Below are 24,368 nucleotides of genomic sequence, written 5' to 3'. Positions count from 1 at the left end.
GTGACCGGCCCCCACCGAGTGGTCCGCTGGGATTGTTAGTGCATTGACGCGTCCATCGCCAGTGTTGGCCGCAGGTGGAGCGAAGCGGAACCGGCGGGCGACACTGGCGATGGAACGGCCTCCGGCGCCGGTGGTCGATATCCCAGCGAGCTGTGCGGCCGGACGGTGTTGTAATGCCGCCGCCAAGCCTCGATCAGGATCCGGGCCTCCGCGAGCGAGTAGAAGATCTCGCCGTTGAGCAGCTCATCGCGCAGGGATCCGTTGAAGCTTTCACAATAGCCATTCTCCCATGGCGATCCGGGCGTGATATACAGCGTCTTCACGCCGATCTGGGCGAGCCATTGCTGCACCGCCGTCGCGATAAACTCCGGGCCGTTGTCCGACCGGATATGCGCCGGCGGCCCACGCGTGACGAACAGCTCGGCCAGTGCCGCGAGCACGTCGTCGCTCTTGAGCTTACGCGCCACCGGCAACGCCAGGCACTCCCGGCTCGCCTCGTCGATGATCGACAGGATCCGGTATTTGCGACCATCGTGCGTCCGGCCCTCGACGAAGTCGTAGGACCAGACATGGCCGGGATATTCTGGCCGCAGCCGGATGCACGATCCGTCGTTCAGCCACAGACGCCCGCGCTTCGGCTGCCTTTGTGGCACCTTCAGCCCTTCGCGGCGCCAGATACGCTCAACCCGCTTGCGGTTCACATGCCACCCCGCATCGCGTAGCAACGCCGTCACCCGGCGATAGCCATAACGACCATATTGCCGGGCCAGTGCGATGATATCCTCAGTGAGGGCCGCTTCGTCATCCGCCCCGCGTGGCGCCTTGCGCTGCGTCGATCGGTGCTGCCCGAGCACGCGGCACAGCCGCCGCTCGGACACCGGCATCATCATTCTGATGTGGTCGATACAGCGCCTGCGGCGTGCGGGGCTCAGAAGTTTCCCCGGGCAGCCTCCTGCAGGATCAGCTTGTCCAGCGTCAGGTCCGAGATCGCACGACGAAGCCGCGCATTCTCCTTCTCCAGATCCTTCATCCGACGCGCCTGATCGGTCTTCAGGCCGCCATATTCCTTGCGCCACCGATAATAGGTCTGCTCGCTGATCGCGATCCGACGACACGCCTCGGCGGTCGTAGCGCCCTGCGCAAGCACAACCTCCGCCTCACGTAGCTTGCCGATAATCTCTTCCGGGCGATGCTTCTTGCTCGGCATTCTATATCTCCTTCGTCGTCCAAAATATCATCAATTTTGGACCACTCAGAAGGGGGCAGATCANCGGTCGTAGCGCCCTGCGCAAGCACAACCTCCGCCTCACGTAGCTTGCCGATAATCTCTTCCGGGCGATGCTTCTTGCTCGGCATTCTATATCTCCTTCGTCGTCCAAAATATCATCAATTTTGGACCACTCAGAAGGGGGCAGATCACTTTCCACGGCGTCCCAACGCGCCTCCAGCACTCGTGCCACCTTGGGTGCCATCGTAAGGGGAAAGAGATGCCCGCCCTCCGGCAGCGTTTCGAGCACGGGGCTTGGTCCGACTGTGTTGCCGCTGATCGCATCTACAATCGCCGCCATAACCGGCGGCGGCGTCGACAGATCGTCTGCGGCAGCGATGCACAGCGCTCCAGGTGGGGACGGGACTTTTGAAAAGTCGCCGAATGCAGCAAGCGCTCGCCATGTCAGCGCGATGGCTTGCGCGGACAGGGAACTCAGCGATCGCGATGCATAATCGATATGCGGTCGCCACTGCGGCGGCGGCGTCTCGCCGAACCAGCGGGCGATGGTCGATCTCTTGAACGGCTCGACACCATTGAGGAGGACCTCATCGGCGCGATCAGCGTAGAGCTTTCCACCGCCCGAAGGCGTAGCGAGGAGCGCCAGCGAAGCGATATCATGGCCGTCGCTGCAGATCTTCTGACAGGCAAGCGCTGCGATCACGCCGCCGAAGGAGTGTCCCAACAGATGTACCGGGCCGTCCGCCGCCCCGAGGATACGTTCGACGGCGTAGTTGACATGATCCTCCAGGCATTCGCTCGCCTGACCACGGTTGCCTCCGTGACCCAGGAGATCGAACGCGACCAGCTGCCGGCCGTCCTGCAGACTCCCTCGAAGCGGGTCGAACGAATGGCGGTCGAGGCCAAGCGCGTGAAGCGCAATCACCGGGTTCTCTCGCCGCGCCCTGCTATTCATGCCGAGCCGCCGCCCAACACACCGTCGGCCAGCAGTTCCTCCGCGACTGATCGGGGCATATCCAGCCACCTCGACAAGACGGAGACATTGTCCTGGCCGAGGGCAGGTGGATATGTCGGGTTCGGACCTTTGCCACCGGCGAACTTGATGGGATTGCCGACCACCTCGATGCGCTTGCCCTTGGGGGCCTGCATCTCAACGATCATGCCGCGATTTGCGGCGCGCGCATCGTCAAGGGCCTCCGGGACACGCTTGATCAGTGCGGCAGGAACGTCGTTGCTCTGGAGGTTGTCGACATGCTCAACGGCATCCTTTTCAAGGAAGGCTGCCTCCAGAAACTGCCACAACTCCCCACGATTCCTCAGTCGGTCGGCCGCAGTCGCAAAACGCGGATCACCAACCAGCTCTGACAGATCGAGCGATCTGCAGAGTCCCTGCCACATCTTTTCGGTATTCGCCGTCACGACAAGTTCACGGCCATCCCGGGCCTTGAACGATCGATAAGTTGGGATCGAATCGTGCCTCGCGCCCTGGGGGCCCGGATCTGTTCCCGCGACGAGCGAATAGGTGCCTTGATACGAAAGCATCGCAAGCTGGCAATCGAGCATCGCGACATCGATGATGTCGGCGCGATCGGTAAGATTACGACGATGCAACGCTGCGCAAATGGCGATACACGCATAGAGTCCCGCCACCGTGTCACCAGCCGGGATACCAAGCCTGACGGCAGGCCGGTCAGCCTCCCCAGTGATGCTCATCACGCCCGACAGCGCCTGGACGATCATGTCGTAGGCGGGCTTGGTGCTATCCGGTCCGGTCTGACCGAAACCGCTGATCGACGCCCAAATCAACCGCGGATGGCTGGCCGCGATCTTCTCAATGTCCAGTCCGATCCTGCGCGCGACGCCGGGCCGGAAATTCTCCACGACAACATCTGCCTTCGCGATGAGCTCCAGCAGCAGTTGCCGCCCGCGATCCGTCTTCAGGTCGATCGAGATGCTTTGCTTGTTTCGGTTGATACCGAGAAAGTACAGACTTTGCCCGTCGAGAAAATGAGGGGGTATGTGCCGGCTTGAATCGCCGCCGGGCGATTCGATCTTGATCACCTCGGCCCCAAGATCCGCAAGAATCTGCGTACAAAAAGGTCCGGAAAGGAATGTGGTGAGGTCCAGAACACGGACACCATTCAGCGGCTGGCCAGGTGAACTCATCTGGCCGCTCCGAGGAACCGCGAGATCTCGTCGCTCTTTTCGATGATATCCTTCACGATGGCATCGATACTAGCATTGGGCATGCGCTCCTGTGGGGAGGTCATGCAAAGGCAGCCGAAAACGCCTTTTGCGTCGAAGATAGGAGCGGCAACGCCTCGCGCGCCGGGCAGTTTTTGCCCCTCGCTGATCGCGTATCCCTGCTCGCGCACTTCGCGCAGTTCCGCCATTCTTGCGCGCAAGGACGGCGGCTTTTCTCCCGACACGGATAAGGCACGCTCGCGAAGGAGGATTTGCTCGATTTCATCATCCGGCAGGAACGCGAGAATCGCCTTGCCAGATGCTCCCCAGTATAACGACAGCGGCCGGTGAAGATCGATCTGGTAGGTAAGCATTTGGCTGCCGTCCGCACGATAGACAAAATCCATTGCCCGATCCGCGGCGACATACCGTCCAAGCAGAACTGTCTCATTGTACTTTGCGGCCAATCTATCGACGACGGGCTGCGCAATCGTGACTTGGGACATGCTCTGGATTACGCGCGCTGAGATCCGGTAGAAGCGCGGCCCGATGCGATAAATGCCGCTGCCCGACGCAGCGACGAACCCTTCCTTGGCGAGCGCGTTGAGCAGCCGGTGCGCGGTCGATGGGGGCACCTTGAGCGCGGTGCTGACCTGCTTCACCGTTACCGGGCCTGACGCATCGGCTAAGTGCGCCAACAGGTAGAGTGCGCGGCTGATACTGCTCGTGCCCGGCCCTTCGTTGCTATACTCCGTCATATCCCGTCCAGTGCAGTCAAGATGTGGATGGCGCACGCGCCATGATCGAGGCGAGCTATGCCACCCCCGGTGACGTGCGTCATACCGATGCGCGCATTCGGCACCTGTCGTTTGCCCGCCTGACCCGTAAGCTGCCAATATAGTTCGACAACCTGTGCGACACCACTGCAGCCGACGGGATGTCCTTTTGACAGCAGTCCGCCGCTCGGATTGACGACGACGGCGCCGCCGAACGTGCTCTGGCCCGAGGCGAGAAAGGATGCGGATTCCCCCTCCTCGCAGAGTCCCAACGCTTCGTAGTACACAAGCTCCGCGATCGAGAATGCGTCGTGGAGTTCGACAACATCCACGTCCTGCGGTCCAATTCCTGCCTGTTCGAAGGCATCTCTCGCGGAGTCCCGGGTAATCTCGGGCCGCAACATGTTGCGGAAGCCGGATGTCGGCGTTCCGGAGTGGAGCACAGACCCGCGAATTTCCACCGTCGGCAACGCCAGCCGCTTGCGGATGTCGTCGTTTACCACAATAACCGCCGCCGCGCCGTCGCCCGTCGGACAGCATTGCAGCAGCGTAAGCGGGTCGGAAATCATCCGAGACGCGACGACCTCTTCGACACTGGTCGGTTTGCGTAGCTGCGCGAACGGATTCATCGCTCCGTGACGCCGCGCCTTTACACTGACCTGTGCCAGCAAATCGACCGACTCGCTCCGTTCGTAGAGGTATCGCCGCGCCCGCATCGCATACAAAGCGGGCATTACCATACCGTTGCGCACCTCGATATCTTCCGCGACAAGCGGCAAGGTGCCACCACCGAACTGCGTCAGCTTGTCGACCCCGATGACAAGCGCCGCACCATGCTCCCCGCTGCACACGCTCTTCCAGGCGAGGTGCAAGGCGCTGGCACCGCCTGAGCACGCGTTGTCGACGTTGAAGATCGGAACGCCGCCGATTCCAATCTCCTTGACGATGCGCTGGCCTGTCAGCATTCCGCCGAAGGCATGACCGCAATACACGGCGTCGATTTCGCACGGCTCGAGCCCAGCGTCTCGGATTGCCTTGGAGACCGGGGGCACGGCTAATCCGCTGTAGCTTGAATTGCGATGCTTCCCCATCGGGATCATCGCGCCGCTCACAATAAAGGCGCGGCTCACTGGCTTGTCCTCGCGACAGGTTCAACAAACCAATCGGAGCCTTCGCTGGCAAGGCGAACGACACAGTCACAGTGCAATGCGTGATCGGAACCTCGGACCTTTGCTAATACGCGGACATCTCCGGGAAAATCTACGTAGCCGATCGTGTACGGCACGGGCTGCGAAGAGGACACGTGAACAGTAGAGAAGCTGTAAAGCACGCCTTCAGGCCCGACTTCGACGCGCTGTGCGCCATCCGTGTGGGGAAAACTGCGCCGACCTTGCGCAGTTAGGCTGCAGAGCAGGAATGTCGCGCCATCAAGCACGACAAAGCTGGACAGACTGGTAGCATCCAAATCCGAAATCGGATGCTCCCCGAGGAGGACGCTTTCACCAAGTGGACACGGACTATCGTTCATATTTTAATTCCATTCAACGGAATAGCTTTCCGACAGAAGAAATCGATAGCAGCGCCGTCGCCCCAGTTCAACCCTGAAGATGGCCGTGAAATCAAAACTGGTGATCGAAAGGCATCGATGAGCGACAGCAATTCTGATTCGCGCTAGTGCCGGTCGGCTTTGTGCGACACGAACGCCGACTTCGGCTGATTGTCGCCCTATAATTCGTCGGGCCCGCGCTGCCGGCTCGCTGCCGGGCAAATCACGCGCGTCCGCCGCGCCTCGATAATTATGGAATTGCCCGTCCCGGTAAGCCGGCAAGCGCTTTTGGACGATCAAATGATCCTTTTCCGTACAGCAGACTGTCGACACGATGTCTCCAATATCCACGCCGTGCTCAGAAACACCGCCTACATCGGGGTTGCCCTATACAATAAGCGCGATTCCAAATCGGGTGAACGGTGTCCGGAGAGTGAGTGGGTTCCCATTCCGGTTCCGCCGATCATCACGACTGATGATTTCGAAGCGGTACAAAGCCGTCTCGTCGAGCGACGACCTACGATTCAAGCCGCGCGCGTAACGACCACGAACAATCTTCTCATCGGTCTCGCTCGCTGTGGCTGCGGTGGAGATGGCTGCGGCGGCGGCATGACGACAGTCACCGGCAAGAGTGGACGGTACCAATATTATGGCTGCTCCAACCGAGCACGAGCTGGCGCGAGCGTCTGCAAGGGCCGTCGCATCGCTCGGTCGAAGCTCGACAACATCGTCCTCGAGGCGATCGAGCAGCGCCTCCTCGTTCCCGAGCGACTTCGCGATCTCCTCTCGGGCTGGCTCGATCTCACCTTCGAGGCGGTCGAGGCGAGGCGCGAGAAGCTGCGGCAGCTCAAAACTCGCCAAACGCATCTCGAGGCCGGGATCGATCGTCTGCTCGATCTTGTCGCAGGGGGCCATTTCACGGCCTCCGACGCGCTTCGCCAAGAAGCATCTCGAACTGGCCGAACAGCTTTCGCATGTGAAAACCGATATCGTCATGCTCGAACGCCAGCTCGCAAACTCGGAACGCCGAATCACGCCCGAGCTTATCGAGCGCTCCGCCCAGTTGATGCGTGAAAAACTGCGCTCCAATAAACCCGCGCTGCGTCGGTATTACGTCAAGGCAATTGTCGGACGCGTTGAGGTCGGCGACCATCAGATTCGGATTTTCGGGTCGACCAAGGCACTGGAACATGCGGTTGGTCGGACTTCCGACCATACCGCAACACCAGTGCCCAACATCGAACGGGAATGGCGCGCCCAAGATGCCGAAGATGAGACCTGGGTGATCGTTGTTTGAGGAGTGGATATCCAACAATAGCGAAAGTTTTTACCCGCGAAGTCAGTCATCCAGCTTGACCTGAAGCAATCCTAATACCGCCCTTAGACCCCATGAGTTTCCAGTTTGCGTAGCGGGAGATGGCAGCTGGCGCCCCCCCCCCCCCCCGCCGTGCCGATAACGAGGACGTCAGCTATGGGAGCGGTAGCGGCAGCAGCTGTCAAAAGGTTGAGCGGCAACGCTGATCGAAGCGCCGTGCCAATTCGGCGAGACTGACCTTCCCCAGCCGCGCGACCAACATCGCCTCTGCCTCGTTGAGTGCGCTTTCCAAGGCTTCGTTGACAACCCGTTCCACCGCGCAGTTGGCGTTCGGATGTTCGCTGCCGATCATGAAGAGGCGCGGCCCGCCGACGGCACGGTGGACGTCAAGTAGCGACACGGCTTCAAGGTCGGCCTCTATCACCCAGCCGCCGCCGTGCCCCTTTTCCGACCGGACGTAGCCTGAATCCCGCAAGCCGGCCATCGTCCTGCGCACGACGACGGCATTGGTGCCAAGCATGCGCGCGATCTCATCCGAGGTCATCGGGCCTTCATGGCGCGCCATGTGGAGCAGCACATGGAGCATTCGCGAGAGGCGGCTGTCATTGCGCATGATGCGGTCTTTCGCTGTCAGGTCAGGATTGGCAAGTGCTCAAAGTCACGATACTTATTATGTTACATGATTCGTGGAGCGTCGAAAATGGCCGAATTCCAAAACCCCGATCACTGGGATACCGCCGCCCAGCATTACGAGAAGACTGCTCATCCCTTTACCGCGCGCTATGCTGAGGCCGCGCTCGCCCGCGTGGCGCTGACTTCCGGTAGTCGCGTCCTTGACGTCGCGGCGGGTACCGGCGCGCTGACCCTGCTGGCGGCGCGGACGGGCGCCCAGGTTCTGGCGACTGATTTTTCACCCGGCATGATCGCGCGCATCGCGGCGAGCAATCTGCCCAATGTCGAAGCGCGCGTGATGGATGGGCAAGCGCTTGCGCTGGAGGATGCCAGCTTCGATGCGGTGTTCTCGATATTCGGAGTCATCATGTTCCCGGGCTGGCGCAAGGGCCTGGCCGAGATGGCAAGGGTGACGCGCACGGGCGGGCACGGGGTGATCGCGACCTGGCGTGAGCACGGTGCAGCAACCTTCCTGCTGCTTGGACAGATCCGTCGCAAGCTGTTCCCCGATCGGGAGGGCATGATGATGCCTGAAGCTGTGAAAGCGCTGAGCGAGCCGGCGGATTTCGCGCGCGAACTAATTGCCGCCGGCTATCGCGATCCTCGGATCGAGCCTGTCACCCATGAATATATGCTGGATCTTTCGGCGCTCGCCGAACCAGATTCGCTCTTCGGCATGTCTCCCGACTGGACGAGCCTTGATGCGACGGAAAAGGATGCCGTGATCACCGAAGCGCGGCAAATGGCAGGCGAAAGGGAATTCCTGCCCATCCCGTCTACCGCGCTGATTGCGGTCGCGCAGCGATAGCGGGATCAGCCTGTACGGACCCGGGCCTCATACCAGCGAAAGTTCTCTCTTTTGTTCAAGAAGGGTCCAGCCACGAACCGCGCATTTCCGCGCCTTGGAAAGTTATGGTGCACCCAAGATGATGAAGATGAGAACTGGCTGATCGTCATATGACAGGCCGCAAAATGCGGGAGATAACCGCAGCACCCCGCCCCATCTCGGGCGCTCATCAATCCTTTTGCCGATCCTAAAGCTGCCGCCTGCCCGGCTCAGATAAATCGGACTTCGTAAAAGCCGCATCACGGCCCCAGTTAGAGATCGTCAAACATCGCTAGGTCATGCGCGTGTCGAACCCGTGTCAGAACATCATCGAAGTTCTCAAACGGATCGCCGGACGGGATGAGATGAGCGATGGTGGCAAAGGTTTTGCGGGCACTCGGCCGGGACTCGGATTTGAGGTGCACGGCATTGGCAAGTTGCTCTGGGCTTGCGCACCCTTTTCGGACAACGCCGCTCAGCGTCTGCACAATGATCGGTATGGCCGGCTCTTCACCCGCCGCCACCGCCTTTGCCGCGAGAATACGCGCGGGGAGGCCGGCCACAAAGGCGAGGTCGGGAACAAGGCGCACGGCGAAATGTCGAGCGGTCTCGCAGGTCTTGATGAGGTGCTCCTTGGTGCCGATCGCCCGTTCAAGATCGCATAGCGGCTTGCCCGCCATCCACGCCGTCAGGAGCGGCCTGATCTGCGGCAGCGCCACCTTTGCCTTTGCGGCATTGCCATCGATCTCGCGGTAATCCTTGCCGAACAGCCCCTCGATGTCGTTCGGCCGGATCAGGTGCATCAACCATGCTGGATGGGCCTCGATCCAGTCGAACAGGACATTCATGCAATCGGTGCTGGTTCCGGTGAATGCGCCGGCGTCAACCAGCTTTGTGAGACTGACGAGGATTTCATAGGGTAGGCCAGCGGAAGCGGCGACGCGTTCAAGCCAGGTCAGCTCTTGCTTCGGAGCAAGTTCCTCGCGACGCTGGAGCGCTGCCTCAATGCGGCTGTCGATCCAGGCTTCCTTACCTTCCTTGCGCTTTCGGTATGCCGCGAGGGAGCGCTTGATCATCTCTGTGGCCGGTTCGTCCGGTGCGTCACCGTCGCCAACCGGCAGCCGGGCTAAGAAATAGTCCTCGTTTCCCTCGTGCGCGTGCATGTGGATGCGATCGAGCAGGCCGGTAATGGGATCATCGATCCTGAGACACTGGTCGGATTGCGCGAAAATGCTCTGCAGCGACATCCAATGCCGGTTGATCGTGTTTTCGTCATCATCAATGTTGATGATCTTGCTAGGAACTACGAGTACGAACCCCTGTCCGCCTTCGCCGGCCCGGCCAGCGCGGCCGGCAGCATTGAGGAGTTCGTGCGCATCGAGTTGCTTGAACTTGTCGTCCGTCACGTCCCAGCGGCTGTCGCCGGCAATGAGCACGACGTCGCTCGGGAGGTTCATGCCTTGCGCAAGTGTGGACGTTGCAAACAACGCGTCAACTCCGTCCCGCCGCTTGAACAGAGATTCATGGAGCATGCGTTCCGCCTTGAGAAGTTGCCCGTGATGGCTCGTGGCGCCGCCATCGACTTGGCCGTTGGCGTCCAGCTTGAGATAGCAGTGCTGGGGACCGCCAAGCTCTTCCTCCACAATCTTGCGCCAAGCCTGCTCTTCCTCAATCAGGGATACCCGGCGCTTGGGCAGCAGGCTACGGAAGGTGCGGACGGTGGATTCGGCAGCAGTCGTGCTTTGGACGAAGGTCAGCGTCTTCAGCCCGTCCTCCGCGGCCGCAGCGGCTATTGTGCCAGCGACGACGTTGCCATTTGGCGTCAGATACCATTCACCGGATTTCTTGGCCGCATTGGAGGCGAACGGGATCGCTTCATCGAGCAGCGCCATCAGGGCATAATCGTTGCGATTACGGGTGGCCCAAGTCTGCCGGAGGCAGAAGAAAGCGAAGGGCGGTGCATCCAATTGGCTCGCGAGGTGCTTGGGAACACCCTTGGTGGTGGCAGTGAGCTGCTCGGTCGCGAGGAATTCGTTAAGCTCGGTGATGCGCGCCGCGTCATACGCGACGCATCCTCGCGCTTGCCGCGTCGGCTTCCAGGCGAGGTCGAGCGGAAGACATGGGCGACCGGTGAGTTCCGCGACCCAGCCGGCCATTTCTTCTGCGTTCTGCATCATCGCCGACACGAGCAGCAGATCGGCGTCCGGTGCGTAATTTGTCAGATTCAGGATGCAGAGCATCGCGTCGATCGCCCGCCTGCTGCGGTCGGATTCACGCGGGTGTAGGAGATGGCACTCGTCGAACACCACTAGAGCTACATCGGCAAAGGCTTCGGGCTGTATTGACTGGAGCACGAGGCAGCGCTCGGGCGTCGTGACAATGATTTCCGGCAGCACCAAGACGTCGGAGAAGGTGATCTCGTCGTCAAGGTCGCCAAAGACGTTATAGTCCTTAAATGCGTTTCCGAGAGAAAAGGCGGTCTGGTCAACCAGCGCCAGCGTCGGTGCGAGTACAACGACCTTACCGCCGCCCAGCAATGCCGCCGCAATCTTGAGTTCCGCTAGAGTGGATTTGCCGCCACCGGTCGGGAAGCTGACGGCAGCGGAAATACCCTTGGCTAGATATCCACGCTCCAGCGCCTCGCGGTGATTTCGCCAGAGGTAAGGTCGCTTGCGGGCGGCGCGCCGAATGATCTGCCACCATGACCCGGGATCGACACCACCGGGCGCGGAAACCCGGCAAAGGCTAGCTTCGACGAGGTTGCCGGACACCGCCAGCAGTAGCTTGGAGATATGCAGGGGGCCGGGGAAGACGCTAACGGCACGCGGACCGTCCGCCTCGAACACATCGTCGATCGGGGCAACGCACAGGTCGCGCACCTGCGCGAAGATGCGCTGAGATTCTGGGATCGTGACCTCCTCGGCATCGGAACGAGGAGCGATGAGCAGTTCCCTTGCCAGCTGGATCACGCCTGCATGCAGCCGGCGGAGCAGTGCCTCGACCGCGATCCCGCCGCCGCTCAAGTCGACAGGCGGATCGTAAACGTCGAAATCGTCCTCGGCCACCTCGCTGGCGATCACCGCACGTAAGCGGCCGGTTGCGAGGTCGCCAATCGCAGTCACAAGGCGCGATTCTGCACTAAGATCGCCTTCGGGCCGCCTGAGCCGCTTCGCCATCTCGGCGGCGTCACTTTGCGAATCGGCGATGAGAAACAGCAGCGTCGCGCAGATTTCGTGGTCGGCATGGATCGCATTGATGCTGGAAAAGTGGGTCACCCCGTCAGCGGCAACGATCTGGGCCATCAGGCAAAGCTGGTGCGCCGTCCCGGCGACAAACGCAGCCGATGCGCGGTCGGCGCGTTCCGGTGCTGTCGCAACTAGAAGCTCCTGCGCCGCCGCCAGCCTGCGCATCTCCGAGAGCAATTCGGTCACCGCCTCGCCGCGTTGCTCTTGACTGGCAACGCCGCGCAGCCGGACGCGCGCAGCTACGATCTCGGCAAAGGCGTTGGTGAAACGCTGCGGCAGCGCGTCGAAATCGAGATCGCCGAGCGGGGGAGCGCGGCTGATGAGGTTGATCGTGACTGGATCAAACATTGTCGCGCCATTCCTCGATCTGCTGGATCGCTTTTGCCGAGAACGTCTTCATCCAATCGCGCAGCTCCGGGATTACCATGGTTTCAGCCTGGCGGCGGGCGCATTGCCCCGGCGCGACCTCATCGAAACCCTTGAAGAGTTCGGCGCGGGCATCGTCATCGTTGTGGCTCGTGTCGGCGGTCACCGCGACGCGGAAATGGCGTGCCTCCTCCCAAGCGATCCGCTCGATGGCGCCATCGACGTCAAGTTCGGGAAAACGCTGCTGATGCGCCTCTAGCAAGCCGCCAGTCTCAGGGATCAACTCATTCATCCGCCCGCCACCTTCGAGATCACGGATGCCTTTCCACACGTCGCCGGTGATCTTGCTGCGGGGATTCTCGGTCGCCTTGTCTTCGAATACCACAACGGCAGTGATGTTCTGTCCAGCATCGTCGAGCTTAAGTTGGAAGCCGTCGAACCCTTTATGGGCATGGATCATGTGCGGCGCGCGAATGACCGCACCAGTCTCGCCACGATGCGCGGCTATCCATGAGATAGCCTGGAAAATCCAACCGTCGCGGTGGTAGGGCGGTTTGCCAGTAGGCACGGTGAGCAGTTTGATCGCGCCCCTTGCCGCGTCGGCGCGGGTCGCGGGAGGTGTCTTGTCGATTCCGGCCAGAATGGCGGCGACGTGACGCGCCTGACCGAGCGCCAGCCGGGCGACCCTGCTGGCGAGATCATCTTCGTCGGCAATGATCCATCGAGAGCCATGACACAGGGAGCCATGAGAAACAGGGGTCAGCGTCAGCGGCATTGCACCGCCGCCCGTCGAAAATACTCGATCATTTCCTCCCCCTGTTGGTGCTTCAGCCAACATCCCGCGTCGCGTATATTAGTTGGGGTGCTTGTCATACCGAAGGCCCGCTGCAGACACGAAGGCGTGGTTTCGCAAGCGGGCATCGCCAAGCAAGTCGGCCCATTCGATAATCTCGATAATGCCCCGGAACTTGCCGCTCAATTCCTGAATACGGCCTCGCCCGTTCGATGTCGTGCGCCAGCCGTTCGTGTGGATTTCGAGTTTTCCGACGATGTCGGCGACAACGTAGCAGTAGAAAATGCAATCGTCCGCGACACGGACGCGGCCACCTCGAAAATCCAGAATCTCGCCCTTCTGGAGCTTGGTGATATATTCGCTGATCTGGCTCATCGGCGAATATCGTTCGTCATAATCCTTCCGGCCTGGATGCTTGAACTCAACAAGCATCACACGCTTTAACGGGTCCTCACCCTCCGCTCCAAGCCCGTATAGTCGGTCATAAATGAGCAGATCGGGACGCTTTGTGCTGGCTTCACTGTCAACGATCTGCGTGAAGGGCACGTCCGACGCGAAATACTTGGTGAAGGTCAAACGCTCGTCGATGATCCAAAGGTCGTGGTCCGACCGCTCCACCTTCGACGGATCATCTCCTCTCAGCCTCATGGGGCATATGAACTGGTGAAGCGTTTCTTCCAGATGGAAGTCCTGAGAGCCGTCTTCACGTTCACGGATGCGGCGGGTTAAAACCTCCATCACGTCAAGGACGGTCTTTCGCCGCAGCACATATTCCGTGAGTTGCCGTTGTTCTTCGGCTCGAATTTCATCTGCTGCCTTACGAATCGCCTCGGCAAAATTCTCGGATACGTCGTCATTTCCCCCAAGCTGCGAAACAATCCTCTGAATCGTATCATTCCGCTCCTTGTCACGGCGAATCCGGATGGGAATTAGGGCTTGGGCGAATTGCTCCGGCTTCACGGCGTTTTTTGGTGTCTTCGCCAAAAGGTCTTGCGCTTCCTCAAAGGCGAACGACGGATATTCCTGCATGAACTCCTGCATCGTGCCGAGGCGCTGATTGTCGAACTGTGTGATCTCCTCATGGATGGCGTTCGTCCGAACGTGGTCGGAACACTCCCGCACGATCTCCTCAATGATGCTTTCGTCGAAGTTGAATTGCGTACGTTCCTGATTGACGCGCTCATCGAGAAAATCACCGGTGACGCAACCGTGATAGACGTTGGTGCCATCGGAACCAAAGCGGCCGATGCCGATCAACCCGTCGATTTTTCGGGTCGTAACCGTGCGCCCGTTTGCGACCAGGTGCATCTGGTGTAGGCCGTCGAAATTCGCGCTTGCTGCTTTGTCGCAGACAAAACTCGCGAGTGATAAGGTACCGAATTCTTGGCTCTCGACCGCGGCAATGCCGCGATCCTCGACCCGGAGATTCTGGATTTCCTCGGGGAACATGGTTGCGTTGGAGTCAATATCGACAATGACGGCTGGGGAGCGTCCCATGATGAAGTCCGCGAAAAAGTGCGACCCGAAATGTTTGACGATCGTGGCGGTCTGACTTGGGAATTTACTGCGATAAGCCGTCCCGCGAAGCCGCTTGAACGTAATTGCAGTACCGGTGCTGGCCGCACCGGTGACGGGTTCGATCTGCTCGTCAGTGATCTGGTCCTGCGCTTCCAGGCGGAAAGTGAAAGACCGGCGGAACAAGGTCCCTTGATCACGGTAGATGCTCACAACCTTGACGCTATCGAAAGCGTCAAGCCACAGAAGCCGCCCGACTCCCTTACCGCCCCGCGAGATTTTGTAATCTGTGTCAGTGGTGCAGAACGCCTCAAAACGGGCAGGCTCAAGCCCAACGCCGTTATCGTCTACGGTAATTTCAATGTCATCCGGGGAGCGAGGATGCGCGATGGTGACGGTGATCTTGCCCTTTTCCTGAAACTGGTCGCCGAAAGCATCCTCAACGGCATGAAGTGAGTTGCTGACCGCCTCGAACACGGGTTGAAGCGCCTCCGCCGCCAATGACGGCTTCGGCAACCGCTTCACACGATTGACAATATCCCCCCGCATCGAAGTCATGGACGTTCCCCCAACTTTTCGTTTTGGTGCACTAGTCGCGCCGTAGCAGGGTCATAGACATGATCTGTGATCGTGCCGTCCCTGATCTTCTCGACGGCATCATCAATCACGAAGCGCGGCACCAGGAACCATTCGCGCGGGATGACCGGATTTCCAAAACGGTCCTTGATCTCGATGTCGAGGCGGGCCGGGTCGAAGATACGATGGATCAGGTTTTCCAGCTTGGTGCGATTGATGTTGTAGAGGGTGTAGGTGCCGACAATCTCCACGTCCGCCAGCAGAAAGGTCGCGTCCAGCTTGGCGTTCGCGATGCGCCGCGCCACGTCGCCGCCGGTGACGCCGATCTTGTGCAGCACCTCGCGGTTGGCCGCGACAGTCGGGTGCTCCGACTTGCTGCGCAGCACGTAGATGGTGCCGCTGGCCAGGTCGCCATCGTCGCTCTCCCCTGCGAACAGGGGTCCGGCGTTTGGCTCGGAGACGCGGCGGCTGGCGTCGTCCTTGTATAGCGCGCGTTGCAGGGAGCGGAGCAGCAGGTTGCTCTCGGTGCCGTTGGAATAGATCACGCGAAGACGGGCGTCCATTTCGCCGTTGGGCGCTTTGAAAGGTTTACCGACCTCGGCGACGTAGGCGATCTGCCCGCCAAGGATGAAAAATTCCCCGGCCCGGATGTCGGTTTTCAGGAAACCTGCATCCTTGCGGATGGGCTGGGTTATACGTGCACCGATGTCGATGTCGGCTTGCGCTGCATCGAATAGCGGTTTGAAGCGGTCGAAGTCCTCACATCGCTCACGATTGGCGATTTCCTCCGCCGCGCGCTTTTCGGCGGCGGAACGGACATGGTGCAAGGCGGTGATGTCATCCGCTTCCGCATCCACGCCAAGCTGAGCTAGCAACTCGTCGTCGCTAATATCGTCGGGGATTTCGGCGATGACTGGCGCGGCACCGTTCAGCAATCCCTGATGGTCGAGCGGTCCCAGCAGGGCGCGACTGTCTGGCTGGGCACGTAGCCGGTCGAGCCGCACCGCATACAACCGCTCGAAGATGTCGAGCCCTTCGCCGTGGCGAGGGGTGTTGCCATGCTGTTCGACAAATCGCTGGATTTCCTCAAATCCAGCGATGATGCGTTCCTCGCGCGGGGTGCGGGCGGCCTCCTTCTTCGCCTCGACCTCAACGCCAAGCTCAGCCAGCAAGGCATCGTCGTCATCGGTGAACCCGTTAGCCACGCGCAGCCTCCGCCTTCATGCGGGCCAAGAACGCGACACCTTCGGCCATGCGCTTTTCCCATGCGTCGGCCGACGTGATGGACGGTAGGCGTCCGCGCTCCTGCTTGAACTTCAAGGCGCGCTTGGCCAGCTCGCGCGCTTCCTCCGGCGTCAGGCTGGTGCGCTTGGCGGCGATGGCAGCGGCAACGGTTTTCAGGCTGTCCTCGCTCATGGTTTTGGCAAGAATGGCATAGGCTTCACCGAACGGATTGATGCGGTCGATCAGGTCGATGTCGAGTTCACGCACATCCATCGCAAACTTGCGCACGCCGTCGATCAGCGCGGTATTGGCGCTCGGCTCCCCGCCATCGTCGCCCAGGGCGACTTTCTTGGCCTGCTGGGTCAAATTAATGGCTGCGATGGCGTGTTGGCGCACGGCCTCCTGATCCTCCTCATCCAACTCAGGATATTTGTCCTTGATGATCTTGCCGAGACGCACCTGTGTCAGCTCTTCGGGCACCAGTTCCTCGTCGAACAGCCCGCGCTCGATGCTGGGCTTGTCCTGAACGAAGGTTGCGATCACCTCGTTCAAATCCTCCCTGCAGATGCGCGCCGCCTCGGGGGACTTGGGTTCGGCCAAGCCCTTGATCTCGATCTGGAATACCCCGCGCTCCTCGTGGAATCCGACATTGCACTTGTCGGGATCGTAGCCGCCTTCGCCGTAGTCGAAGCCCGGAGTGGCGGTGCTGGTCGCGGGGKTCTTGGGCTTGAACTCGAAGCGCGGGGCCAGCACCTGTTCCATCAACAGGCTGGCGGCGATGGCTTTGAGGGTATCGTTGACGGCTTCGGTAACGGCGGATTCCGCCGCGTCCGGCTCGGCGATCAGGTTGGTGAAGCGCGCGCGGGTCTTGCCCGGCGCGTCGCGGGTGGCACGCCCGATGATCTGCACGATTTCGGTCAGGCTGGCGCGGTAGCCGACCGTCAGCGCGTGTTCGCACCAAATCCAGTCAAAGCCCTCCTTGGCCATGCCAAGGGCGATGATGATGTCCACATGATCGCGGTTGTTCTTCTGCGCCGGGTCTTTGAGCGCGGCGGCAACGCGGTCGCGCTTGGCCGAATCGTCGTCAACCAGGTCGGCGATGCGCAAGGTGCCCCCATCGGCGGTCTTGACCAACTGAAAGCCGGTCGCCGGGTCGGTGCCTTGCCAGTCGCCCAGTTCCTCGATGATATGTTCCACCTCCCTGATCTTGTCCTTCGTGCTCTCGCGCGAATTGACGTTGGGGATATGGATGATGGTTTTCTCGGTGGGATCGAGGACGGCAAGGATGTCGTCGGCATAGGCGCCGGAATAGAAGAAATAGCCGATGTCGAGCTGTTTCAGATACTCGTAGCCGTTGAGCTGCTCGTAGTAGGTATAGGTGACGCTATCGAATTTGGACTCGTCCTGCGGGGCAAGGACCGCTTCGGCGTCGCCCCGAAAATACGAGCCGGTCATGGCGACGATATGCACTTTGTCGCGCGCGATGAACTGGCCCAGGTGCAGGCCCAGCTTGTTGTCGGGATTTGCGGAAACGTGATGGAATTCGTCGACGGCGATCAGACGGTTATCGAACGCCTCGATACCAAACCTGTCCACGGCGAAGCGGAACGTGGCGTGGGTGCAGACGAGCACCGTGTCGTCGCTTTCCAGAAACGCTCCGACGGAATTTACCTTGCCACCATTGTCGCCGCCGGGCGCGTTGCACAGGTTCCATTTCGGCTGCACCTGCCAGTCGGCCCAGAAGCCGAACTTCGACAGGCGTTCATCCGCGAATGATGACCCGATGGTCTTTTCCGGCACAACGATGATAGCCTGTTTGACGCCCTGGTTGGCCAGCTTGTCGAGCGCGATGAACATGAGGGCGCGGCTCTTGCCAGACGCGGGCGGCGATTTGATCAGCAGATATTGCTCGCCGCGCTTCTCATAGGCGCGCTCCTGCATTGGTCTCATGCCAAGGGCATTCGCCTTGGTGGAGTTGCCGTTGCGGGCATAGGAAACCGAGACGGTGGGAACGGTTTTCTTATCGTGAATCATCATCGCTCCCCCGCAACGCTGGCGAGCGCCGCCTTCAGTACCTGAAAACAAACCTTGGCGGTGTGCTGGTCCGGCGTAAAGCCGGAGGCCATCTGTTCGTAAGGATGGATGTAGTTGCGGAAGTCACGGAGCCCGTGGCTGAATTTTTTCACGTCCGGCTTGAGCAAGTTGATTTCGCTGGCGGCGTCAATGAATTGGGCAAGGTTCCACTCATGGAACCGCCGCACGGTTCCATCCGCTGTCTTCGGGCTGGCCGCCGCCTGATTGAAACGAGCCGGTTGTTTTTGCGCGGCTCCGAGCAAGACCGCTTCGAGCACGCTACCGCAGAGAAGGATGGTCGATAAATACGCGCCGGCCCCCATCGCCGTCCGGGCTTCGGTCAGACGGCTCTCGATAATCGGGACCGCTTGGGCTTCGACGGGTAGCTTCTGGATATTGGGTATCGTGAACTCGCTGTGCAGGAAGTCATCGACGGTCTGCGCGGTGGACTTCGGCGACGGCGCGGGCTTGCCTTCAAGCCGGGCGACGATGCCGCGCGCTTTTCCGAGAACAGCGGTATCGGATTGCTGACCATTGAGCGTGCAAACCGCCTCGTAGGCGTCAAGCAATTCGGACAGCACCTTGCCCACAACGGCGTCCGGCTCCTGCTCCCAAAAGGAACGGAGTTTCTTCGCCTTGGAACTTCCGTAAGTCTGGTATTTCGCGCCGTGAATCTGAATGCGGTGGTGATTGAAAAACTCCGCAAAGGTCTGGTCGGAGTAGTCCAAAACATAGCCGCTCGCCATGCCCAGCAGATTTTCGAAGTAGCGTTTCTCGATGTCGGTGAGGCTGCTCATGCTGCCCCCGCCTTCCGTTTTCGCGTCGTTCCCGCACCTGCTGTCATCTTGGTGTATAGCTCGAACAGCTTTTCCAGCCGCTCGGTGTCATTCCTGAATCGCCGCCCGATATAGATGCGCTCCAACACTTCGTCGTTTCGCTCGTGTGCTTCGCGCAGGTCGTCGGGCATCGCATCGGGATCGTAGAGGTCGGCGATGGTGGCCGGGAAATGAGCTTCGCGCGCGAGCAAAATATCTTCCGCACAGCGGGTCAGGTCATCCCTGTTCTTGTCGGTCAGTGTCGGCACCGGAAAGGTGTTCCAGCCGAGAGTGTTGGAATAGGAAAAGTCTGTGCGCATCCGCACGCAAACGGTTGCGATCCAAACCCAATGCAAACGGGAGGCGATCAGTGCCATGTTCCATAGCGGCGCATCGTAGAGGGCGTAGCACTTGTTTGAGATGATGGCGCCAGGAGGCAGTAAGCCGCACGGCAGGTAGTCACGATTCTCGGAACTAATAGCCGCTACTGCAATTATGACTTCGTCGCCTGTCTGACGCACTTCACCAAATCGGTAGGGCGTTAGGGCAAGTGCATTGGTTGTTGCGCGGGCTGAGGCATTTCGTTGCAAACGAACATTCTCAAACCGTTTCTTCAGCCAAGCATTTCTTTCGGCAGCCTGAAAATCGCTGTCAGTCACCCAAATACACCTTCGTTCAATTCCTCGAACGAATTCCTGTGAGCCAAAAAAGGGGCGAATGTATTTCCGATCGACAGCATGGTCTCTGATGGCGGTTTCGGCTTCATCGACGTCAAGAAGCAAATACCCCCCGTCGTTCGGCATACTGCCGAAACTCATTTCGGTTAACCCGTTGCGAGGTCGCGAGAGAGGGGCGACGATGACATTTGATCCCGGCACCAAATAGGCGTTTATGTTCTCAACCTCTTTGACGGTCGTGCCATTGCCGCCCGCATCGGAGAACAGAAGCCGCGTTCGACCTACGTGATTGGAAATACCCACGATGGCGACGGTGACACCGGCATTGTGGCTGGCGAGATTGGCCCATTTGAACGAAGTATGCGCGAAACCAATCTCGTGACCGGTCTCAAAAATAAGAGACCAGAGGGTTTCCACCTGTCGGCCTTGGCATATGGAGTTAGTGGACACGAATGCGGACACCGTGGTCGTCACGGTGCCGTAAACAGCGGCTTTCATGAACCAGCCCGCCACGTAATCGAGTGACTTCCAGTTAGCCGTTCGCCCGTCAAAGATAGCCTTGAGGTCGGACTTTTGGTCGTCGGTCTGCCATTGGCTGCCGCGATAAGGCGGGTTGCCGCAGATGTATGTTTCGCCCCCTTCGTTCTCGAAGTCGATCTGTGCCTGATCGAGCGGGGTCTGGAAAAGATCATCGCCTACCAGCTTCACGCCCGTCCCGGTCGGCGGGCAAATGGAAAGCCAGTCCAGCCGCAGCGCATTTCCGCAGGTGATCCAGTTCTGCGCGTTGAGCGGCAGAAGCTCGGCCAGGGCCAGCCGCTGACCGCGATACATTACATCGGACTGAAACTCAGCGATGATAAGGGCTAGACGTGCAATCTCGGCAGGAAAATCGCGCAGCTCGATGCCGCGAAAATTGGTGAGCGGAATTTCGGATGCGCGGCCTTCCTCGCCCCGCCGCCGGTTAATCTCGGCCTCGATGGCCCGCATTTCCTTGTATGCGATGACCAGGAAATTGCCGCTGCCGCACGCGGGGTCGAAAACGCGGATTTTCGCCATGCGGTTGCGCAGGTTCAACAGCTTGCGGGCGTTGTCGTCGGCCTCCTCCAGATGTGCGCGCAGGTCGTCAAGAAAGAGCGGGTTGAGCACCTTCAGAATGTTGGGAACACTGGTGTAGTGCATCCCCAGCGCGCCGCGCTCGTCGTCATCCGCCACGGCCTGGATCATCGACCCGAAAATGTCCGGGTTGATTTTGGTCCAATCGAGGTTGCCGATATGGAGAAGGTAGGAACGCGCGATCTTGCTGAAACGCGGCACTTCTAGGCTTCCCGAAAACAGCCCACCGTTCACATAGGGAAAGGGAATGGCCCAGCGGGCGATCCCAGCCGCCTCGCGATCGGCAATGGGCGTGTTCATGGCGCGGAACAGTTCGCTGATCACCTCATGGGTGTTGGAAGAATCCCGGTCGCTCATCTTCTCGACCGTGCCGGTAAACGGATAGCTGCGGTGGAATATATCCGTGTCCTCGGCGAAGAAGCAGAAGATCATCCGGGCCAGGAAGTGGTTCATGTCGGGGCGGCGATCGGCCGCGCCCCAATCGGGATTGTCCTTCAGCAGTTCGACATAGAGGCGGTTGAGGCGGCTGGTCGCGCGAATGTCAAAGCTGCTCTCGCGCACCTGCCGCACGGTGCTGATGCCCGCCAGCGGCAGGAAAAACCCGAAATGGTCAGGAAAGTCGGTGAAGGCGCAGGCGACCGTTTCGCCGGACTCGATGTCCTCAGCCTCGAAGGTATCACCGTCAGTGGCGAGGATGAATTTGGCCTTGGCCTTGGCCGTCGCGGGGCTTGCCCGGAGCGCGGTCAGGCACTCTGTCACTGCGCCGCGATCAGCGGTCGCGATATGGATATTGTTCGTCTGGAGAACACCGCCCAGGTCGGACTTGTTGGACGCACCAGAGCGCAACCGCCTGATGGTGGTGGTCTTGTTGCCGAACGCTTCGAGAAAGGCGAATGGAAACTCTTCAGGATCAAAGGGCTGCTCCGCCAGGCGGGACACAGCTTCCTCGATTTCAACCGCATTCATCCCTTTGAACTTCCCCCTAACGCGCCCGACGTGCCAGAATCACAAATACGCGGTTCGAGCTATAGCCCATATGAGGTCGGTGCGCTGCCCCTCCACGAATTTCCGAAATCCATTCTCTCGGCGTTCCTTTCAGGTTTCGGAAAGGGGGATATGAGACTACCCGTCCGAGCGGAGCGAGGCCGGGAGCCATAACCCTGTTATCATAACTTCCGAAATTACTCTGTCTTCCTGTATAGAATGATAAGAGGGTTATGATACCACAGTATAATTATATACTATAAAGGCGCTCTGATAGATTGGATTTCGGAAATTGCAATTAGTGTCATTTCGGCTTGATGTGACCGAAGAGCTTCGGAAACGCCGTGATCGCAGCCATCGGTACGCCCTTGCCCTGAGCGACCTTTTCCTGAAGCCTCATCACATATAGTTCGAGGGCGATCTGCCGAAACTTGCAGATCACGGAAACCGAAGGGAAGTGATGATGGCGGTGATATGCCTTCAAGCCCTTCGCTTTCATTGCTTCGATCTCGTTCGCGACCCCCACCTTAAAGGGGACCCATTCGTCTAGCGCCGTCTGGAAAATCTGCACCTGGAGGTCGTCTGGCCACTCCTCGGCCAACACCTTGAGCAGTGGAAACTCCTTTGGTTTGGGATAACGGCCTGTTTTCGCCTTGAATGCCTTGCGCATGGCGGTTGCGATTTTGCGTGGAGATGGAGGAGCGGGTGATCCCAAACGCAGCAGCAGTGCCTTGGTGCTGTCGATCTGCGTGTAGTCTTTCTGGATCGGCGGTAGCTTGGTCAGGTCCGTGATCGTGTCCACGCTCTTCACGCCGACCAGCTTTGCCCATTCCGGCTCCGGTCGAACGGCCCAGACAAAACCTTCAAAGTCGTAAGCCATGCCGCCCGTGAGCGTGCCTTCGATCGTCTGCTGGATCAGTTTGCATAGTCGCTCGTGCCGTTCGAACTTATCGCGCCGAAGCGGTTTACCCGCTTTCTTTTTCGCCTTGGCGAGCACCGGCATAGAGGCGAGCGGCTCTGGTGGCGGCTCTTGTAATTGGGGCAATCCCTTGAGTATCTTCAGGCTATGCGGAACCTGAGTTTTAGCTTTCTTTACAATACGGATTGCCACAACTTCACCGATAAATACATGACCTCACGGAGACCACGTAAAATGGCTCCGAATGGTTAATGAAATCTGATGGCGATCGAAGTCAGGCAGTTTCTGCGTTTAGCTCGTGGATGACGCGCTCGATCGCGGCAACCCACGCACCCTGGTGGCCTGGTACTAATTGTTCGATCCTGGGGCCTGATCGCCCGTTGACAGCAACATACTTGTTGTTCGGCTCGTCGATCACAACACCGCCGACCATGCGGGCGAGCGCCTGAAAGTAAGGTCGCCACATCGCCTCCGGCAATGTCCATGATGCCGGGTTCGGCCAGAAGGTGCCGTTCTTCATGATATAGCCGAAATTAATTGGCTTCTCCTGGTCGGCCAGATCGAGCTTCAGGTTCAGGCTGGCCTTGAGATCGGGATAGACCCCCAACGGTTCGAGCGCCGACAGAAGGGACCGAATTGCGGCAGGCAGCGCCGGATCACGTTTCGCCATCATGTCCCAGAAGTCCGCCGAACTGATCGACTGCGGTCCCTTCTGGGCAGCAGCAGGGACCGGATGGACGGTTGCCGCCCCATCCTCGACACGGACGATCCCGCGCTCGATCATCACGGTTTTGGTCAGTGTGCTGGGCACCGCGAGGATGTCACCTGCCGGGCTCTGCCATGTGGCAAGCTCCACGAGCGCGAAGGTGAAATGCGCGCCCGCATGGCTCTGGAGTAGATCGCTGAGCGCTTCCGTTTCGGTTCGGATGCCATCGCCCAGCACGATCGCGACCATTCTTCCACGCCGCAGGTTCAAGGCGACAGCGTCGATGAACTCGGGCTCGTCCAGCGCTTCGGGATGATCACGGACAAGATCATAAAGACCGGCCGGTGGCTGCTGTCCGCGCGCGATTGCCGCTTGGAAAGTATCGTACCCCATGCGGCTGAGCGCTGCGACATAGTCCAGCGCCTGCGCCACCACTTCGCGTCGCATCTGGCTGTTCCGCCACAGCTTGGTCTCGACCAACACGATGTCGCCAGATGGAGTGAGATAGAGATTGTCTATATAGCCGTGTCCGCACGGGACTTCGCGGGCGACCGCTATCAGATCGCCGAAGCCAGGTTCGATGTCTGAGATCGGCAGGATGGCCGGGTGATCATGGATCAGCGTCTGAAGCCAGCTCTCGTCATGCAGGCCATTACCAAGCCTGATGCGCGTCAACGCGCTGCGATTGTTGCCATTGGATATCAGAACGGGGACTGCTTTTTGCCTTGCCATGCCGCTTCTCTGCGAGATCGGCTCGGTTCAGTCCAGAAAAATGAGACTTATAAGTCGTGGGCTTATAAGTCTCACCGAAACAT

19 protein-coding genes are annotated in these 24,368 nt (G+C 59.7%); 3 read left to right on the top strand and 16 right to left on the bottom strand.

The features are described from left to right. Positions 1-35: 35 nt before the first annotated feature. From CD928_RS12305 to CD928_RS12280, 6 genes are all read right to left on the bottom strand, one after another. Positions 36-1,207 (bottom strand): IS3 family transposase gene (locus CD928_RS12305; RefSeq protein WP_095387322.1). Its coding sequence is split into 2 segments (ribosomal slippage): positions 36-943 and positions 943-1,207, totalling 1,173 coding nucleotides; the frame shifts between segments, so codons are not numbered across the junction. A 1-nt stretch (position 1,208) separates the two neighbouring features. Beyond that, on the bottom strand, positions 1,209-2,183 hold the full coding sequence (locus CD928_RS12300; RefSeq protein WP_095387321.1) for an alpha/beta fold hydrolase: 975 nt from the start codon (positions 2,181-2,183) through the stop codon (positions 1,209-1,211). Next, positions 2,180-3,394: a CaiB/BaiF CoA-transferase family protein gene (locus CD928_RS12295; RefSeq protein ID WP_095387320.1), complete on the bottom strand. Its 1,215-nt coding sequence runs from the start codon at positions 3,392-3,394 to the stop codon at positions 2,180-2,182. The genes CD928_RS12300 and CD928_RS12295 overlap by 4 nt, the downstream gene beginning before the upstream one ends. Further along, positions 3,391-4,170 (bottom strand): IclR family transcriptional regulator, encoded by a 780-nt coding sequence (locus CD928_RS12290; protein WP_095387319.1) that lies wholly within the window; start codon positions 4,168-4,170, stop codon positions 3,391-3,393. Before CD928_RS12290 ends, CD928_RS12295 begins: the two co-directional genes overlap by 4 nt. Further along, complete coding sequence (locus CD928_RS12285; protein WP_095387318.1) at positions 4,167-5,318, bottom strand: thiolase family protein; 1,152 nt, start codon at positions 5,316-5,318, stop codon at positions 4,167-4,169. The genes CD928_RS12290 and CD928_RS12285 overlap by 4 nt, the downstream gene beginning before the upstream one ends. Then, a complete protein-coding gene (locus CD928_RS12280) occupies positions 5,315-5,716 on the bottom strand; it encodes an OB-fold domain-containing protein (protein ID WP_095387317.1) in 402 nt (133 codons plus the stop codon). The genes CD928_RS12285 and CD928_RS12280 overlap by 4 nt, the downstream gene beginning before the upstream one ends. Positions 5,717-5,986: 270 nt before the next feature. On the opposite strand from CD928_RS12280, the gene CD928_RS24040 reads away from it, so the two are divergent. After that, positions 5,987-6,808 carry a recombinase family protein gene (locus tag CD928_RS24040; RefSeq protein WP_095387316.1) on the top strand — a complete coding sequence of 274 codons (822 nt, stop codon included), beginning with the start codon at positions 5,987-5,989 and terminating at the stop codon, positions 6,806-6,808. Further along, positions 6,711-7,031, top strand: coding sequence for a hypothetical protein (locus CD928_RS23040; RefSeq protein WP_141237149.1), 321 nt, complete (start codon positions 6,711-6,713; stop codon positions 7,029-7,031). Before CD928_RS24040 ends, CD928_RS23040 begins: the two co-directional genes overlap by 98 nt. 199 nt (positions 7,032-7,230) lie before the next feature. Here CD928_RS23040 and CD928_RS12270 read toward each other — a convergent pair whose 3' ends face one another. After that, positions 7,231-7,662 carry an Rrf2 family transcriptional regulator gene (locus CD928_RS12270; RefSeq protein ID WP_095387315.1) on the bottom strand — a complete coding sequence of 144 codons (432 nt, stop codon included), beginning with the start codon at positions 7,660-7,662 and terminating at the stop codon, positions 7,231-7,233. A gap of 87 nt (positions 7,663-7,749) precedes the next feature. On the opposite strand from CD928_RS12270, the gene CD928_RS12265 reads away from it, so the two are divergent. Next, positions 7,750-8,529 carry a class I SAM-dependent methyltransferase gene (locus tag CD928_RS12265; protein WP_095387314.1) on the top strand — a complete coding sequence of 260 codons (780 nt, stop codon included), beginning with the start codon at positions 7,750-7,752 and terminating at the stop codon, positions 8,527-8,529. A 290-nt stretch (positions 8,530-8,819) separates the two neighbouring features. Here the strand turns inward: CD928_RS12265 and CD928_RS12260 are convergent, their stop codons facing one another. The 9 genes from CD928_RS12260 to CD928_RS12220 form a co-directional block, all read right to left on the bottom strand. After that, a complete protein-coding gene (locus CD928_RS12260; protein WP_095387313.1) occupies positions 8,820-12,140 on the bottom strand; it encodes a DEAD/DEAH box helicase in 3,321 nt (1,106 codons plus the stop codon). After that, positions 12,133-12,933, bottom strand: coding sequence for a hypothetical protein (locus CD928_RS12255; protein WP_095387312.1), 801 nt, complete (start codon positions 12,931-12,933; stop codon positions 12,133-12,135). Before CD928_RS12255 ends, CD928_RS12260 begins: the two co-directional genes overlap by 8 nt. Before the next feature lie 78 nt (positions 12,934-13,011). Further along, complete coding sequence (locus CD928_RS12250; protein ID WP_095387311.1) at positions 13,012-15,024, bottom strand: ATP-binding protein; 2,013 nt, start codon at positions 15,022-15,024, stop codon at positions 13,012-13,014. Further along, a complete protein-coding gene (locus CD928_RS12245; RefSeq protein WP_095387310.1) occupies positions 15,021-16,247 on the bottom strand; it encodes a GIY-YIG nuclease family protein in 1,227 nt (408 codons plus the stop codon). Before CD928_RS12245 ends, CD928_RS12250 begins: the two co-directional genes overlap by 4 nt. Continuing rightward, entirely contained in the window at positions 16,240-18,297 is a 2,058-nt protein-coding gene (locus tag CD928_RS12240; protein WP_095387424.1) for a DEAD/DEAH box helicase, read from the bottom strand. The genes CD928_RS12245 and CD928_RS12240 overlap by 8 nt, the downstream gene beginning before the upstream one ends. Positions 18,298-18,299: 2 nt before the next feature. Further along, positions 18,300-19,136 (bottom strand): hypothetical protein, encoded by an 837-nt coding sequence (locus CD928_RS12235; protein WP_095387309.1) that lies wholly within the window; start codon positions 19,134-19,136, stop codon positions 18,300-18,302. Further along, the gene (locus CD928_RS12230; protein ID WP_095387308.1) at positions 19,133-21,910 is read right to left on the bottom strand and encodes a DNA methyltransferase; all 2,778 of its coding nucleotides are present in this window, start codon (positions 21,908-21,910) and stop codon (positions 19,133-19,135) included. Before CD928_RS12230 ends, CD928_RS12235 begins: the two co-directional genes overlap by 4 nt. Before the next feature lie 322 nt (positions 21,911-22,232). Next, positions 22,233-23,039, bottom strand: a complete 807-nt coding sequence (locus tag CD928_RS12225) for a hypothetical protein (protein WP_141237148.1) — start codon at positions 23,037-23,039, stop codon at positions 22,233-22,235. A gap of 82 nt (positions 23,040-23,121) precedes the next feature. After that, on the bottom strand, positions 23,122-24,285 hold the full coding sequence (locus tag CD928_RS12220) for a hypothetical protein (RefSeq protein ID WP_141237147.1): 1,164 nt from the start codon (positions 24,283-24,285) through the stop codon (positions 23,122-23,124). Positions 24,286-24,368 lie beyond the last annotated feature (83 nt).

The organism is Sphingopyxis sp. GW247-27LB (assembly GCF_002277025.1).
GTDB lineage: Bacteria > Pseudomonadota > Alphaproteobacteria > Sphingomonadales > Sphingomonadaceae > Sphingopyxis.
The sequence above is the reverse complement of the archived record's forward strand: the minus strand, read 5'-3'. Positions and strand labels throughout refer to the sequence as shown.